The sequence below is a fragment of the Corynebacterium sp. HMSC06G04 genome, assembly GCF_001807365.1.
Classification (GTDB): Bacteria; Actinomycetota; Actinomycetes; order Mycobacteriales; family Mycobacteriaceae; genus Corynebacterium; species Corynebacterium simulans.
Genome location: NZ_KV788617.1, coordinates 1 through 14,269 on the forward strand (window position 1 = coordinate 1; position 14,269 = coordinate 14,269).

At 58.4% G+C, this 14,269-nt stretch carries 17 protein-coding genes; 10 read left to right on the forward strand and 7 right to left on the reverse strand.

Annotated elements, in window-relative coordinates:
* Positions 1-1,208: 1,208 nt before the first annotated feature.
* Positions 1,209-2,261: a pseudouridine synthase gene (locus HMPREF3158_RS06965; protein ID WP_168161758.1), complete on the reverse strand. Its 1,053-nt coding sequence runs from the start codon at positions 2,259-2,261 to the stop codon at positions 1,209-1,211.
* Between HMPREF3158_RS06965 and HMPREF3158_RS12960 the strand changes: the two genes are divergently transcribed.
* From HMPREF3158_RS12960 to HMPREF3158_RS06980, 4 genes are all read left to right on the forward strand, one after another.
* On the forward strand, positions 2,197-2,340 hold the full coding sequence (locus tag HMPREF3158_RS12960; RefSeq protein ID WP_167599040.1) for a hypothetical protein: 144 nt from the start codon (positions 2,197-2,199) through the stop codon (positions 2,338-2,340). The two genes, HMPREF3158_RS06965 and HMPREF3158_RS12960, sit on opposite strands and share 65 nt — an antisense overlap.
* 43 nt (positions 2,341-2,383) lie before the next feature.
* Positions 2,384-3,283: a universal stress protein gene (locus HMPREF3158_RS06970; RefSeq protein WP_062036739.1), complete on the forward strand. Its 900-nt coding sequence runs from the start codon at positions 2,384-2,386 to the stop codon at positions 3,281-3,283.
* Between the two features lie 155 nt (positions 3,284-3,438).
* Complete coding sequence (locus tag HMPREF3158_RS06975; RefSeq protein ID WP_062036742.1) at positions 3,439-3,702, forward strand: GlsB/YeaQ/YmgE family stress response membrane protein; 264 nt, start codon at positions 3,439-3,441, stop codon at positions 3,700-3,702.
* A 75-nt stretch (positions 3,703-3,777) separates the two neighbouring features.
* Complete coding sequence (locus tag HMPREF3158_RS06980; RefSeq protein WP_062043032.1) at positions 3,778-4,386, forward strand: TetR/AcrR family transcriptional regulator; 609 nt, start codon at positions 3,778-3,780, stop codon at positions 4,384-4,386.
* On the opposite strand, the gene yidC is transcribed toward HMPREF3158_RS06980, so the two are convergent.
* Positions 4,343-5,305 carry a membrane protein insertase YidC gene (gene yidC / locus HMPREF3158_RS06985; protein WP_070497835.1) on the reverse strand — a complete coding sequence of 321 codons (963 nt, stop codon included), beginning with the start codon at positions 5,303-5,305 and terminating at the stop codon, positions 4,343-4,345. The two genes, HMPREF3158_RS06980 and yidC, sit on opposite strands and share 44 nt — an antisense overlap.
* Before the next feature lie 61 nt (positions 5,306-5,366).
* Between yidC and HMPREF3158_RS06990 the strand changes: the two genes are divergently transcribed.
* Complete coding sequence (locus tag HMPREF3158_RS06990; protein WP_062036750.1) at positions 5,367-6,098, forward strand: class E sortase; 732 nt, start codon at positions 5,367-5,369, stop codon at positions 6,096-6,098.
* On the forward strand, positions 6,099-6,251 hold the full coding sequence (locus HMPREF3158_RS12965) for a hypothetical protein (RefSeq protein ID WP_167599041.1): 153 nt from the start codon (positions 6,099-6,101) through the stop codon (positions 6,249-6,251).
* Here the strand turns inward: HMPREF3158_RS12965 and HMPREF3158_RS06995 are convergent.
* Positions 6,248-6,802: a DUF2020 domain-containing protein gene (locus HMPREF3158_RS06995; RefSeq protein WP_061925122.1), complete on the reverse strand. Its 555-nt coding sequence runs from the start codon at positions 6,800-6,802 to the stop codon at positions 6,248-6,250. The two genes, HMPREF3158_RS12965 and HMPREF3158_RS06995, sit on opposite strands and share 4 nt — an antisense overlap.
* Between HMPREF3158_RS06995 and HMPREF3158_RS07000 the strand changes: the two genes are divergently transcribed.
* Positions 6,801-7,967 carry a sensor histidine kinase gene (locus tag HMPREF3158_RS07000; RefSeq protein ID WP_070497837.1) on the forward strand — a complete coding sequence of 389 codons (1,167 nt, stop codon included), beginning with the start codon at positions 6,801-6,803 and terminating at the stop codon, positions 7,965-7,967. The two genes, HMPREF3158_RS06995 and HMPREF3158_RS07000, sit on opposite strands and share 2 nt — an antisense overlap.
* 47 nt (positions 7,968-8,014) lie before the next feature.
* Positions 8,015-8,653 (forward strand): LuxR C-terminal-related transcriptional regulator, encoded by a 639-nt coding sequence (locus HMPREF3158_RS07005; protein ID WP_061925116.1) that lies wholly within the window; start codon positions 8,015-8,017, stop codon positions 8,651-8,653.
* A gap of 44 nt (positions 8,654-8,697) precedes the next feature.
* Here HMPREF3158_RS07005 and HMPREF3158_RS13390 read toward each other — a convergent pair whose 3' ends face one another.
* Together HMPREF3158_RS13390 and HMPREF3158_RS07010 are read right to left on the reverse strand one after the other, a co-directional pair.
* Positions 8,698-8,964 (reverse strand): Lsr2 family DNA-binding protein, encoded by a 267-nt coding sequence (locus HMPREF3158_RS13390; RefSeq protein WP_082787653.1) that lies wholly within the window; start codon positions 8,962-8,964, stop codon positions 8,698-8,700.
* Complete coding sequence (locus tag HMPREF3158_RS07010; protein ID WP_062036756.1) at positions 8,921-9,553, reverse strand: DUF6474 family protein; 633 nt, start codon at positions 9,551-9,553, stop codon at positions 8,921-8,923. The genes HMPREF3158_RS13390 and HMPREF3158_RS07010 overlap by 44 nt, the downstream gene beginning before the upstream one ends.
* Before the next feature lie 66 nt (positions 9,554-9,619).
* On the opposite strand from HMPREF3158_RS07010, the gene HMPREF3158_RS07015 reads away from it, so the two are divergent.
* Both HMPREF3158_RS07015 and HMPREF3158_RS12780 read left to right on the forward strand, forming a co-directional pair.
* A complete protein-coding gene (locus HMPREF3158_RS07015) occupies positions 9,620-11,083 on the forward strand; it encodes a TM0106 family RecB-like putative nuclease (RefSeq protein ID WP_082787654.1) in 1,464 nt (487 codons plus the stop codon).
* Positions 11,084-11,133: 50 nt separating this feature from the next.
* Positions 11,134-11,763 (forward strand): hypothetical protein, encoded by a 630-nt coding sequence (locus HMPREF3158_RS12780; RefSeq protein WP_070497839.1) that lies wholly within the window; start codon positions 11,134-11,136, stop codon positions 11,761-11,763.
* Here the strand turns inward: HMPREF3158_RS12780 and HMPREF3158_RS07025 are convergent.
* Together HMPREF3158_RS07025 and HMPREF3158_RS07030 are read right to left on the reverse strand one after the other, a co-directional pair.
* On the reverse strand, positions 11,760-13,040 hold the full coding sequence (locus tag HMPREF3158_RS07025) for a copper oxidase (protein ID WP_246816193.1): 1,281 nt from the start codon (positions 13,038-13,040) through the stop codon (positions 11,760-11,762). The genes HMPREF3158_RS12780 and HMPREF3158_RS07025 overlap by 4 nt on opposite strands.
* A gap of 11 nt (positions 13,041-13,051) precedes the next feature.
* The gene (locus tag HMPREF3158_RS07030) at positions 13,052-14,203 is read right to left on the reverse strand and encodes an MFS transporter (RefSeq protein ID WP_070497842.1); all 1,152 of its coding nucleotides are present in this window, start codon (positions 14,201-14,203) and stop codon (positions 13,052-13,054) included.
* Positions 14,204-14,269: the final 66 nt, after the last annotated feature.

Genomic DNA, 14,269 nt, shown 5'->3' on the forward strand with positions numbered 1-14,269 from the left:
ACTAGATTTTATGGCTTCGATGGTCCGAATGCAGGTTTTGTCCGGTTCTGAGTTTGAATGGGGCTTTCGATGATTGTTTAGGATTGGGCCCCGCTTGGTTAATGCCGATGAGATATTCCCCAAGGCCGCTAACTCTGGAGAAGCTCTATACATCATCTTTCGTCGCCTAACTCTGACGGCGCTTGGGCAATCAACCTGGTTGTTATCGGCCTTGGATCAGAGAATCCATGATTGGAGATCTTGTGTTCGCAGGGTACTTGCTGCGTCAATGATTCACTCAATCCGCAACGGTTTTCCAATTGTGCTCCTGTTTGTACACCAAGTTTTGGCCCGTTTCCCTTAGTAAGGCTCAATCCCTGCGTCTTTGCATGTCGTTTAGATTGCTTTTTCGTTGTTCGGTTAGTCGAGACGCTTTCCGTGAGTAGTCCCATTCTGAGCCGGATGGTAATTGCGATTATAAATTTGCATAGCTGTGCAATTGGTGCTTGTCCGGCTTGTGAATGTGCAGGTAGAGACAGTTTCACTGATAGCGGCGCCAGCCCGGACTGACCTTTTGCCCGTGGGCGACGGTGTTGGCGCCTGTTCCACTTCGCCGTCCTTAGTCTCGGTGTAAGGCACAGTTTCGAAAAGCTTCCTACGGATGGAACGCATGAAAGTAGACATTCCACCGCCGATTTCTTTATTGCGATTGCAGCCGCGGACCGTTTCATCCTTGGGTGGCGGCGACGAGTGGGGGCACGGAGTTGCTATGGGCCTCACGGCGCCTTTTTAGTTTCGGGGGATCCCATCCGAACCGAGGTAAGTAGCCCTTTCAAGTTTTGTCGTTTCGTTTGCGTTGCGGCGGCTCTGCTTTCATCGTCCGCGGAGCGTTGTGTCTTAGTCGTTCGGGGTGACCTTAGGTCGCGGACTATAACTCCAAGTCTGTGGCTTGTTCGTGGTTGCTGTAACGGGTCGTGCTTGTTTGGTGGATCGCTCGCGTCTGGGGTGACTGCTTTCTGGTCGGGTCCAGGGCGCGATAGCGCGTGCACGAATGCTCTATCACGCCCTGTATTTTTAAGTGGGCGGGGCTTGGCTTTTGAAAGTTTGGAATGCGGGTTGGCGGTTTTTATTTCCTTTCTTTTTAGTGGGTTGGGCAAAAGATGAGTTTATGGAGTCTCGTGATTTTCCTGGTGAAAAGTTCGATGGGATCGACGAACGAATTAGAACATTTATGGGTGAAGAAAATTATGGGCGACGAGTGGCAAATTTGAGGAGAATTCGCGAGGCTTACCCGACAGTGGATCGGTGAATGAGATATGCGTTGCGGTCAGATGCATCGGGACGCGCATATCCTCCGCGTCGGCGGGATAGATGACGGGGTATACGGGGTCGCCAAGGATGGGTACACCGGCTTGCCACATGTGGAGTCTTAGCTGATGGGTCTTACCCGTCCTTGGCTTGAGCGTGTAGCGAGCGAGTGGGGGTTGCTTGCCATGAATGTTTTCGTAAGCGGTGTTGTCCACAGCAGTCACGCCGGCGAGGATGGTGATCGCGTTTACGGGGCCGTCCACAATCCGCCCTTGGATTTCGCCAGGGGTCTTTTCGATGCGTGACTCCCACACGGTGCCTGCCGCGACGTCGGAAAGCGGGGCGATAGCCTCGTAAGTCTTTTGCACACGCCTTTCCGCAAATAGTGTCTGGTAGGCGCCGCGTACGTCCTTCGTCTTTGTAAAAACCAAGATTCCGGAAGTAAGTCGGTCGAGGCGATGTGCCGGTGAGAGCTCGTTGATTCCGGTCTTGCGGCGCATCTGAACAGTGGCCGTCTGGACGATGTGCTTCGCGCGCGGCATCGTTGCCATAAATGGCGGCTTGTCTACTACGAGCAGGTGCTTGTCTTCATAGATGATCGGGATGTCATAGGGCACCGGTGCTTCGGGCGCCGGCATGCGGTAGAAGTACACGTCAGTGTCGGTGCTGAGCATTGTTTCCGGGCGCAGGACCGTTTGGTCGCGCAGAACCACCTCATCGTTGTCGAAGCGCGCCTGGAGCGCCGCGGCGTCGTCAAGCGGACTGCGATGGCGCTGTGCTGTAATCACTTCTTCCAAAAATGCCCAGGCTGTAATTGGTCCGGCTGGTACGCGCACCCTGGTCGGATTCAGACCATTTTTAATTGGCAATGGGCTGAACCCCTTGCGCATATGTACTAGTCTGTTTCCCATGGATTTTGACTCTCTTCTCGCACCGGTAATTGAATTCTTCTCCAACGGTATTGGCGCCGTAATCGCACAGATTGCGGAGTTCTTTTACTCCGTATTTTTCCCAGCTAATGCAGACGCTGCAACTACTGCGGATCTTGGTTAGTACGTACTAGACTGAGGGTATAACCAGCTGAAAGGAAAACATCATGGCCAAGGAAGACATTGTTGTTGTTGCCGTAGACGGTTCGGAAGCCTCCAAGAACGCTGTTCGTTGGGCTGCTAACACCGCAACCAAGCGCGGCATCCCGCTGCGCATTGCCTCCAGCTACACCATGCCGCAATTCCTGTACGCAGAGGGCATGGTTCCTCCGAAGGAACTCTTCGATGATCTGCAGGCAGAAACCCTGGAGAAGATCGAAGAAGGCCGCGCCATCGCTCATGAGGTTTCGCCGGATCTGAAGATTGGCCACACGGTGGCTGAAGGCTCCCCGATTGACATGCTGCTGGAAATGTCGAAGGACGTCACGATGATTGTCATGGGCTCCCGCGGCATGGGTGGCCTCTCCGGCATGGTGATGGGTTCCGTTTCAGCTTCCGTGGTTTCCCACGCTGCCTGCCCGGTTGTAGTTGTCCGTGAGAACAACAACGTCACCGAGCTGAACAAGTACGGTCCGGTTGTTGTCGGTGTCGATGGTTCTGAGGTTTCCCAGAGGGCTACCGCTTATGCCTTCAAGGAAGCAGATGCTCGTGGTGCTGAGCTCATCGCAGTTCACACTTGGATGGACATGCAGGTCCAGGCTTCCCTCGCTGGCCTATCCGCAGCACAGGCTGAGTGGGCAGACGTGGAAAAGGAGCAGGCAGAACTGCTCAGCGAGCGCATTGCTTCCCTCCAGGAGGAGTACCCAGGCGTTCAGGTGAAGAAGGTTATTGCCCGTGACCGCCCGGTTCGTGCACTTACCGACGCCGCCGATGGCGCCCAGCTGCTCGTCGTTGGCTCCCACGGCCGCGGCGGATTCAAGGGCATGCTTCTTGGCTCCACCTCCCGCGCACTCTTGCAGTCGGCACCATGCCCGATGATGGTTGTGCGTCCGGACTCCGGGGAATAGAGCGCTAGTTTCTGGGCGTTCCCTGGCAATTAACTAACGATTCATCAACGCTTCGAGGGGCGACCTGCGGAAACGCAGATCGTCCCTTTTGTGTTTATATTTTTTGCTGGCACCATAGTGCTTGTAGCTGAAAGAACTAATAAAAGGAGATAGCTATGGGCATGGGCCTTGGATTTTTCGGTTCGATCATCGTCGGTATTATCGCTGGCTGGTTGGCAGAGAAGATTATGAAGCGTGATCACGGTCTGCTGACCAACCTGATCGTTGGTGTTTTGGGTGGCCTTATCGGTGCGGGCATCATGTCCCTTATCGGTGGCAGCACCGGTAGCAGCTGGATCTTGATGATTGTCGTTGCAACCCTCGGTGCTTGTTTGCTGCTGTGGATTGTCGGCCTGGTTACCAAGAAGTCTCCCAAGTAAACAACGCTAATTAGCGTACATACCGGTTTGTCTATATTGTATAGATGAACCGGTTTTGTCGTTTTAGGAGAGGATATGCCAGAAAAGAAATCGCGCAGGAACCGTCCAAGTCCGCGCAGCCGACTCCTTGAGTCCGCAACCAATCTTTTCACCACCGAGGGCATTCGCGTCATCGGTATTGATCGCATTCTCCGCGAGGCGGATGTGGCCAAGGCATCCCTTTATTCCCTCTTTGGCTCTAAAGACGCCCTCGTCATTGCATATGTGGAGTCGCTTGATGAAAAGTATCGGGCCGATTGGGAAGCCCGTACCGCAAACATGACCGATCCGTACCAGAAGGTGCTGGCCTTCTTCGATAAAGCAATCGAGGAACAGCCAGGAATCGAATTCCGCGGCTCCCACTTCTTAAACGCGGCGGGCGAATATCCACGCCCTGAAACCGATGCTGAACGCGGCATCGTGGCAGCCTGCGTAGAGCACCGCACCTGGGTGCACAACACCATGACTGCGCTGCTTACCGCAAAGAACGGCTATCCTTCTGCCACGCAGGCAAGCCAGCTGCTCATCTTCCTGGACGGCGGCATGGCAGGCGCGCGCCTTACCCGTGAGCTTTCACCGCTGAAGACCGCGCGCGAACTGGCTATTCAGCTTCTTTCTGCGCCTCCTGCTGACTATTCGATTTAAGCTGCTTGCGAGCCTCCGCCACGATGCGCATGTTTTCCTTGCGCTTCGCCTTTGCCTCCTTGCCGGAACGGGCTTTCTTTTTGCGCTTTTCTTCCTTGGAACGCCAGCGGCCGATGGTCTCACGGCGGAAGGCATGGACTTCCTCTGGTAGCGGGTAACGGCGGCGCAGGATTAGCTCATAAACCACTGTCTGGATGAGCGTGTAAAGATACGTCCAGCCCCAGTAGTAAATGATTGCCACCGGGATAGGTGCGTTCATTGCGGTGTTCCACAGCAGCCACGGCACCAAGAAGATAAGCAGGACCGTAAACCAGAGCATGCGGCGGTTGAACTTCTTATCAAACTGCGTGGTCAGATAAGAGCGGTAAAGCGTGATGACCATGTTCAGAACGGTGAACAAAAGCGCTAGCACCAAGATGGGAATCACAAGATCCTTGTGCTCACGGGCGAAATCCGTAATCGGTACTCCGTTGAGCAAGGTGGTGCGGAATGCCGCGACGTCTGCGGGATTTAAAAGGCCCACATGGTCGCTGTTGCCCTCGCGGGAGGCGCGCAAAACCACCTGGTAGAGGCCCAAGAACATCGGCATGATGATGAAGATGGGCAGGCAGCCTACCGCCGGGTTGAATTTGAATCGCTCACGCAGTTCCTTTTGCTCGGTGAGGATCTCCATCGCCTCTTCCACCGTGGTTGCCTCTTTGAGGCGGGCATCGAGAGCGACCTGCTCGGGGCGCATGAGCGCGCCAATGCGCCCCGACTTCACCGAAAGCCAATTCAGCGGTGCAATAAAGCTACGGATTGTGATCACAAGGAAGACTATTGCCACCAACCATGCCAGCGAGCTATCGAGGAATTGGGCGAAAAGTATGTGCCACAACTTCATGATTCCGGAGACCGGGTACATGAATATTTCGAGCATGTTAATCCTTCACGAGGCGCGGATAGGGCTTTCTGTACTGTACAGCGATTAAGTTTAAATTATGAGCAAAAATAGAGTGAGCACCGTCATCGGTGAGCTATTGCTGACCATTGGCGTCATCTTGCTTCTCTTTGCCTTCTATGAGGCCTACTGGACCAACCTTGAGTCTGACCGCCTGCAGGAAAAGGCGAGCGAAAAATTGGAAACTCAGTGGCATAACCCCCGCGGAAAACTCCACCCCAAGCTGGGTGAGGCCTTTGCCCGGATGTATATCCCGACGTTCGGCTCGGATTTCCAATTCGCCATCGTTGAAGGCACGCAGGAAGAGGAACTGCTGCGCGGTCCAGGTCGCTACACCGATAGTCAGATGCCGGGGGAACTCGGAAACTTCGCCGTCGCCGGACACCGCGTGGGCAAGGGTGCCCCATTTAATGACTTGGCTAACCTTGAGACCTGCGATGCCATCGTGGTCGAAACCCAGTCGGAGTGGATAACTTACCGCGTGTTGCCAATCGACGGCGCGCCAGCTGATTGCTTTAGCCCTGAGCAGAAGGCTAAGCCTGAGTACCAAGGTTTGAGCGGTCGGCATATCACGCTGCCTGGCGACGTCGGGGTTATCGCCCCTGTCCCGGGCTGGGATACCCCGGTCGAGCAGGCGTCGGAAGCCTTGCTCACCCTAACCACCTGCCACCCGCAGTTTTCGAATGCGGAGCGCATGATTGTCCATGCCATGGAAGTCGCACATGAACCGAAGGTAGAGGGCAAGACCCCTGCCGTACTGGAGGAGGGCTAGATGTATCGCGCACTATGGAATCTTTTGCCAGGGCCCACCGCCGTTAAAGCGGTGCTGGCTCTCGCGATTGCGGTTGGCGTATTTTTCCTCCTGATGGAGGTTATTTTCCCGTGGGTTTCGACGATAATGCCGTATAACGACGTGGCGGTTTAAAGGCCTAAGTTCTTGATCGCCTCTTGGGCGATGAGCTCAGCCTTCAATGTCTGGAGCTGATTCGACCACACCAGCACGGCCTTGTTGTCCTTTTGCACGGCGTATACGGAATACGCTTCGTCAAAGACACCGCGGCCGCCGGACCAGCCTGCGAACTCGGCTAGTTCCGTGGAATCGACCGGGGCGGCCCAATCCACCACGGCACGGGCCTGTTCAACGTCCGGCATCTCGCGGACTACGACCGTGGCCTGCGGGTCTTCCGGATAGGACCAGAAGATGCACGCGGGGGTGCTAAAGCGCTTGTCGACGGCCGTGCGGGTCATCCTCTGCCCATTCGTATCAGCTACCCACTGGGTATCGAGATAGGGGCAGGCTTCTTCGGCATTCGGCTCGGCGGTGGCATCGACGGGCAGGCCGTCTCCTGGAGCCGCGGAAGACGGCGCGGCGTCGTGAGGCGCGGGTGCGGAGTCGGTGGATGCGGTCTCCTGGGAGCTGCAGGCGCCGAGGGCGAGCGTGACGGCCAGAAGGCCGGACAGTAGGCTTTTGCGCATGATGTCCACAATAGACCAGCGTTCCTCAGAGACTGAGGCTTTGCGCAATGGCATTCATATCCTTACCGCGACCTTGCTCGTGGTGGCCATCTTCAGCACGGTGCGCCTGCCGTTGTGGCAGGCCGTGATTAACCTGTTGCTGCTGACGGCGTTTGCGGCAATTTACTTCGCAGGCTCGGTCTTTTTGGAGCAATGGCCAAAGGGCGTGCGATACCTATGGCTGGTGATTCTATCCGTCGTGTGGATGGCAGACATGTTCGTCGCTCCCGTTGCGATTTACCTGGTCTTCGCGCTGTTCTTTTTGTATCTCTACGTACTGGACCTGTACGTGGGCATAGTCTGCGTCATTGCGGCGACGGCGATTTCGGTGATCATGCAGATCCCGGGTGGGTTGACCTTCGGCGGTGTCATGGGACCTGCGGTCTCTGCGCTAGTGACGGTGGCTATCTACTACGCATTCCGAGCCTTGTCCCTGATGAATCGCGAGCTCATCGAGACGCGTTCGCAGCTGGCGGAATCGGAACGTGAAAGCGGCATGATCGCAGAGCGCCAGCGCATCGCGCACGAGATTCATGACACCCTGGCTCAGGGGCTTTCCTCCATCCAGATGCTGCTGCATGCGGCAGATCGGGACTTGGGGAAGGAAGACATCAAGCGAGCCCAGGAGCGCATCGAACTCGCGCGGCGAACTGCGGCCGATAACCTGCACGAAGCCCGCGCCATGATTGCGGCGCTCCAACCACCCGCGCTGGCGGAGGCTTCACTGGAGGCGGCGCTTAACCGCATGGCTGAGAACTTCGCGGCCACTAGCGGCGTGAACGTCGAGGTGGAGGCAGAAGGTGAAGAAGTTAAGCTGCCGATGAAGGTAGAGGCGGCGCTTTTGCGTATCGCGCAGGGCGCGGTGGGCAACGTCGTCAAGCATGCGGGTGCCACCCGCGCGCGCATCACCGTGACTTATGCCCCGGACGAGGTGCGTGTCGACGTCGTGGATAACGGGCATGGCTTTGACGTAGCGGAGGTGCAGGACCAGCCCGCGGGCCTGGGGCATATTGGGCTCAGCGCTATGAGCCGGCGCGCGGAGGAGCTCGGCGGTGAGGTCGTGGTGGAGTCAACACCAGGTTCCGGTACTCGGTGTCAGTTAGTATGCCCTTGGGCGGCACGGTAGATTAAACTTTTGGATGATTGTCTCGACCACTTTAGGAGGAAGCGCGCGTGATTAGGGTCTTGTTGGCCGATGACCACGAGATCGTTCGCCTCGGGCTGCGATCCGTACTCGAAGGCGCTGAAGACATCGAGGTTGTAGGCGAGGTGGCAACTGCGGAGGCCGCGGTGTCCGCGGCACAGGCCGGCGGAATCGATGTCATCTTGATGGACTTGCGCTTCGGCGCCGGTGTGGAAGGCACGCGCGTGATGGGCGGTGCTGAGGCAACCGCAGCTATTCGCTCCTCCATGGCGCATCCGCCGAAGGTTCTCGTAGTGACTAACTATGACACCGACGCCGATATTCTCGGCGCCATTGAGGCTGGCGCAGTGGGCTACCTGCTCAAGGACGCTCCGCCGAACGAGCTGCTCGCTGCCGTGCATTCCGCCGCAGATGGTGACTCGGCGCTTTCGCCGATCGTGGCAGATCGTTTGATGACCCGCGTGCGCACTCCGCGCACCTCGTTGACCCCGCGAGAGCTAGAGGTACTCAAGCTGGTGGCTGCCGGCGCTTCCAACCGTGAGATCGGCCAAGACCTCATGCTGTCTGAGGCAACCGTGAAGTCCCACCTGGTGCACATCTACGACAAGCTGGGCGTGCGCTCGCGTACCTCCGCTGTGGCGGCTGCTCGCGAGCAGGGCGTGTTGTAGAGCCTTCTCGGCCCTACTGCCCACAAGGGGAGGGGAACGGGATATTACTGGGCGCCTGCTGCGTTGTAGGCGTCCACAATCTCGTGCGGAATCTTGCCGCGGTGAGCAACCGGGATGCCCCGCTTGCGTGCCCATGCGCGCACCTTGCTAGGCTCGATGTAAAGAAACCGCCCCTTTTTAAGGTTCTTATTAGAGGCCCAAAACTTGGTTGAGCCTTCATAAGAAAAATAAAAAAGGCGGCGTGGAGAACTGCTCTGCTGGTTGACCTTATGCGGACAGACGCTGCTGGATTTCAGCGGTGATGTTGTCAATCTCCGCGTTGATGGTCTTGTGCACGCGGCGGCGCTGCTGGTCGGTCATATACTCGGCGTTATCGATGGAAGAGTCAACCTCGTTGAGGCGCTCCTTCACGTCACGCTTGAAGCCGGCCGGGAGGTCAGAATCCTTGAGGGTGTTGCGGATGCCTGCGGTGCGAGCCTTTAAGGAAGCACCGTGGCCGGAGAATGCCGCCATCTGATCGGTAGTCAGGCCGGCTTTCTTAGCGCGGTTGGCCTCAAGCTGGCCCTGTGCCGCAACGATGCCACGGTAAACGAGCGGCAGCAGCAGTGGGGCAGCGGTGCGCAGAGCACCGGCGTAACGCTTGACATTGTCCTTGTTAAGGCGGCCGTGCTTGAGCTTATCGAGCTCGAGCTGTGCCATCTTCTTTTCGTGCTTGCGGCGCTTCTTAAGGCCCTTCTCCTCGGACTTGATGAGCGCCTTTTCCTGCTTGGCCAGGAGCTTCTGCTGGCGCTGCTGGGCCTTGGATGCTTCCTTAACCTCTGCCTTGACGCGGGTCTTGGCGGCCTTGACCTCGGCGCGTGCTTCGCGGCGAGCCTTCCTAATCTTCTTCACGATGCTCATAAATTTTTCCTTTACTTAATTGTCTGGGTTCAACTTTACCTTGCTGTTCTATTAAGCTCACCCGTTGTGAAGGATGTGCTTGGTGCTGCGGACCTCGTGGGGTGCCGCTATAGGCTGGTGCAGCGGCGTGCCCATCCGGAGATCCAACCAACTGAGGCCTCCAAGGCCCGGGCCGAAAGGCACGTGGCCGCCGTAGAAGCCGCGATGGCGAACCTGCCGGTCAAGGCTCCCGGCCGCTTCCGGCGCATCGACTTGGAAGGTGATGAGTGGGAGCGTTCTATGGCCACGCTAGAAGCGTTGGCTTATGGATACACGCATATTACGGGAGCCATTTTCGCCACCGGCGAATGGAAGGTAGAAATAGACCTTCTGCTGCGTGAGGGGGAGGCCTATACGCCGATCATCGTCTCGAATCACCGCGTAGCGCGCCGTAACGAAAATGCGCGCACTCTGGCGGTGCCCACCCACAGGGTAGGCCTTAGTGAACCACTAGAGGTGCCTTATAAGCTGCGGCATCATTCCGTCGACGGCTATCGTCTGGCATTTGCAGCGCGTGCGCTGGAGGACCTTGATCTAAATTCGGGCCGGGGTGGAGCGATTGGTCAGGATCGCTCGCGGGTATTTTTCACCGACACCGCACGTTTCGACGTCGCGAGTGCGTTGGCGCAGCCTTTGCCCACGGGTCCACGCCGCGTCAAAGAGTGCGCAACCTGCCGTTTCTGGAAGCTGTGCGAGCCTGAGCTGCGCGCCCGCGACGACATTTCACTGTTCCTGCCGGGCGATCGCGCCAAGCCCTATCGCGAAAAGGGCATTGAGACGGTGCAAGCGCTTATCGACGCCCAGTTGGGCGAGCCCTCCCAGCTCGCCAAGGCCTGGCGCGTGGGCGAGCCACTTTTGCGCCGCGATAAAGCTACACAGAGCGCTCAGCCCGGACTCACCGTGCCACGTGCCGACGTCGAAGTCGATGTAGACATGGAGGCCTACCTGGACCAGGGCGCTTATCTCTGGGGTGCTTGGTATGAGGGTGAGTACCACGCTTTCGTGACCTGGGAACCGCTCGGCGGGCGCGCTGAGGCTGCTAACTTCGCGGAGTTCTGGGAGTGGCTGATGGGCCTGCGCGCCCAGGCGCATGCCGCGGGCAAGACCTTCGCGGCCTATTGCTATTCCGCGCACGGTGAGAACCACTGGATGCGCATGTCCGCCAAGCGTTTTGGCGCCCCACAGCTTGAAGAGGTCGAAGAGTTCATCGCCTCGCCCGAGTGGGTCGACATGTTTGTCCAAGTCAAGCGCAACTTTGTGGGACCTTACGGGCTCGGCCTTAAGACCGTGGCGCCTGTTGCCGGTTTCCAATGGCCCGAGGATTTCGACGGCGAGGAATCCGTCAACGCCCGCCGCGAAGCTTTGGCAGGGGATATGGAAGTTCGCCAGCAAATCCTTGATTATAATTCTGGCGACGTGCAGGCCACCCGTGCCGTGCGCGACTTCATGAGTGCCGGCGCGCCGGGCGTGCCTGCGCTTATTTCTTTCTGATCTCTCTAACTCAGAGCTAGCTTAGGGCTAACTCAGAACGGAATATCCAGGTGTCCGCACATAAACCTGCGGCGAAGGTCGCTGTCCTTATCGCCGCAGTATTGGTTTTGGTCCTTATTGGTTTCGGCATTGGCCGCGCGCTCTCGGGCGGCGACGATGATGGGAAGGACCATGGAACGCAGGTGTCGGTGACCGCGGCGTCGGCAAGCAGCAGCTCCCAATCGGCCTCGCGCACAAGTTCCAGCAGCGCCTCGAAGACCTCGAGCGCCGAGCCCACGGTTACCGAAACGGCCTATGCTGAGCCCACCGATTTCCAGGCCACGGAACCTACCCTTCTCTACTGCGATCAAGGCGCGCTGACCATTTTGGGTACGTTCTCCGATGGAACGCGGCGCCCCACCCCGGAATGCGATACCGCCAACCACCGCAGGGCCGTGCGCGCGGAGACCGTGTGCGGCAGTCTCAACGGCCGACTGATGTACCCCGATGAATGGGTTGAGCTGTGCAACGGTGGCCGCCCGATGGAGTCGGGCGACCTCAACGGCTATCCAGACGACGATGACAGCTATAACTCGGATGACAGTTACGACGCGGACGCCAGCGACGGGTATGACTCCGCGTACGAGTCCAATTCTGGATACGGCGAAACCTCCGCTGCCAGCACCGAGTCTGCGTACTAGAACAGCAGCAGTGGCGCTAGGATGGCCGCGCCGATGCCCAGCTGGTGCCACGGAATGGTGGTTTCCGGGGCAGGACCCTCGGTCTTCTTCTGCAGCACTGCCTTTTGGGCTTTCACCGCGCGCACGATGAGCACCGGGTAAACCGCGAGGGAGCCGATGCACAAGAGGGCGGCGCACAGGGTGACCCAGACTGTCGTCGAGGACATCCAGATTGCCACGCCGCCGTTGATGAAGGTGGCGCGCAGCAGGCCTAAACGGTTGAGCTCCTGCAGGCCCGCACGGGTGGCTGCCGGGCCGCCGCCCATTGTGATGGGAAGCAGGTAGCTCATCACGCCAAAGAGGAGCTGCGCGGCAAAGCCCACCACCAGTCCAAGCGTGGGAATGCCGGGCTCAGGGCTAAAGAAGTGTTGCACCGTGTAGTAGGTCAGCGCGCCTACCAGCCAGAAAGCGGAGCACAGAACGGAGATCGAAGGGTAGTTCACCCGCCCACGCGGATCCTTAGCCACGTTTAGTACGTTGGTGACCCATCCCTCGAGGCTTAAGACCCAGCCCACGCAGTAGACCGCGAGCCCGAACTCTGGGTGGTTAACAATGGTGCCGACCAAGGTGATGACAACGCCGAGCGCCAACAAAAGGAAGCTCGGGCGCATACGCTTGTTGACGCCCTTGGTGCGCCAGATGGACGGGAACAAGATGGTCAGCGAGCCGGCCGCGGCCAAGCCCGCGAAGCCGGCGACGTTGGCCGTGACGTGGGCGATGAGCAGCTGTGGGAGAGCAGGATGCACCGAAAGCAGTGCGCCCAAAGCAGCGCCCACCGCGAGGAAGAAGGCGGAGGCGACGTAGGCGGCAATGACGGGGCGGAAGCGTTTGCCCTTGCTTCCACGCCACTGGCCGAACAAGGAAACGCCATGCCAGGCAATCATCGCAGCAACTATCGTGGCGCCGACCTGGGTGAGTATCCAGTGCTGTGACCACGCATGCAGAAGCAATTGACCGATAAGCACCAGCACAATGCCCGCGTTGAGCACGTAGATGCGGGTGAGCTGGGCGGGCCGGGCGGAATCCGGCAGGCGGGTTTGCACAAACTTCTCAGAAAGGTGCTGGGACCACACCACGATGGAGTTGCTCAGAATACCCAGCGTGAAAATGTGAATGAGCACCCAGCGGGCATTTGGGATAAAAGCATGGATGGCGCCCACAACGATAAAGACCATCATCCAGATTGTCACGGGACGCGAGGCCCGGCGATGCCACGTGCGCGCTGACCATTTATCCATAAAACACGAGTTTATTCGTTTTTTCTCAAGGTCAAAGTCAGGCCTGTCAGTACCAGCGCCGCGCCGCAGTAACAGGCGATGAAGCCGGCCCAGGGCAGGGCGTCGAAAAGCAGGCCTGCCACCGCGCCCAGGACGGAAGAACCAAAGTAATAACAAAAGACGTACATGCTGGAGGCCTCCGCACGGTCATGGGTGGCCAGGTGGCCCACCCAGCCGGAAGCCGTGGAGTGCGCGGCAAAGAAACCGACCGTCAGCGCCACGATGCCCAGCAGAACTAGCGGAAGGGGCCCAGCGCAGGCAAAGATGCCGAGCGTGAAAAGAAGGCAGGAAGCAAAAAGCGTCTTTCCATGGCCGATCTGCTGTACCAGCCGGCCTGCGCGAGCCGAGGCCCACGTGCCGCTCAAGTAGAAAAGGAACACCGAACCCGCCAGCGCTGGCGCCAGACCAAAGTGCTGGATGAGCCGGAATCCTAAGAAGTTGTACATCGAGACAAAGGTGCCCATCGCCAGAAATGCCACCAGGTATAGCCCCACCAGCTTGCGGTTTCGCAGATGGCCAAAGATGGCGCGTAGCTCGTTGCCAAAGCGCAGTGCCTTAGGGGTGAAGTTGCGCTGTGCAGGCAGCAACACGATGCAAACGAGGGCGAAAAACAACGAGACGCAGGCTGAGCCGAACAACGCCCAGCGCCAAGAGCTGAACTCCACGATGCCGGTGGGCACGAGGCGGCCGGTCAGCCCGCCGATGGAGGTGCCGGCGATGTAGAGGCCCATCGCGCGGGCGAGATCGGTGGCAGAAAGCTCTTCAGATAACCAGGCCATAGCCGTGGCTGGGGCACCGGCAATCACCGCGCCCTGCAGGCCACGCAAAGTAATGAGCAATGCTGCGTTTGGGGCCAGCGGTACGACTAAGCCCAGCAGCGTCGCACCGACCGCTGAGACGATGAGCAGGCGGCCGCGTCCGAATCGCTCCGAAAGGATGGAAGCGGGAATCACGCATAGAGCCAGCGCGCCCGTGGCCGCCGACACCGTCAGAGCGGCCTGCGTGGAGCTGAGCCCCATCTGTTCCACCAGCGTGGGCAGTAGGGCTTGGGTGGTGTAGAGACAGGAAAAGATCGCCAGCCCCACGAAGAGCATTGCGAGCATGGCGCGCCGGGTTCTAGTCATATAAACAGCATGCGTGGCGGCAATGCATGTGTAAAATGTCTGAAAATTAGAAATTTAATGCAGACG

Coding starts and splice junctions, on each gene's coding strand:
- HMPREF3158_RS12965 (WP_167599041.1), top strand. CDS start 6,099: ATGTATCGCGCACTATGGAATCTTTTGCCAGGGCCCACCGCCGTTAAA.
- HMPREF3158_RS06995 (WP_061925122.1), bottom strand. CDS start 6,802: ATGCGCAAAAGCCTACTGTCCGGCCTTCTGGCCGTCACGCTCGCCCTC.
- HMPREF3158_RS07030 (WP_070497842.1), bottom strand. CDS start 14,203: ATGACTAGAACCCGGCGCGCCATGCTCGCAATGCTCTTCGTGGGGCTG.
- HMPREF3158_RS06980 (WP_062043032.1), top strand. CDS start 3,778: ATGCCAGAAAAGAAATCGCGCAGGAACCGTCCAAGTCCGCGCAGCCGA.
- HMPREF3158_RS12960 (WP_167599040.1), top strand. CDS start 2,197: ATGGATTTTGACTCTCTTCTCGCACCGGTAATTGAATTCTTCTCCAAC.
- HMPREF3158_RS07000 (WP_070497837.1), top strand. CDS start 6,801: ATGATGTCCACAATAGACCAGCGTTCCTCAGAGACTGAGGCTTTGCGC.
- HMPREF3158_RS07010 (WP_062036756.1), bottom strand. CDS start 9,553: ATGAGCATCGTGAAGAAGATTAGGAAGGCTCGCCGCGAAGCACGCGCC.
- HMPREF3158_RS06975 (WP_062036742.1), top strand. CDS start 3,439: ATGGGCATGGGCCTTGGATTTTTCGGTTCGATCATCGTCGGTATTATC.
- yidC (WP_070497835.1), bottom strand. CDS start 5,305: ATGCTCGAAATATTCATGTACCCGGTCTCCGGAATCATGAAGTTGTGG.
- HMPREF3158_RS07025 (WP_246816193.1), bottom strand. CDS start 13,040: ATGGATAAATGGTCAGCGCGCACGTGGCATCGCCGGGCCTCGCGTCCC.
- HMPREF3158_RS06970 (WP_062036739.1), top strand. CDS start 2,384: ATGGCCAAGGAAGACATTGTTGTTGTTGCCGTAGACGGTTCGGAAGCC.
- HMPREF3158_RS06990 (WP_062036750.1), top strand. CDS start 5,367: ATGAGCAAAAATAGAGTGAGCACCGTCATCGGTGAGCTATTGCTGACC.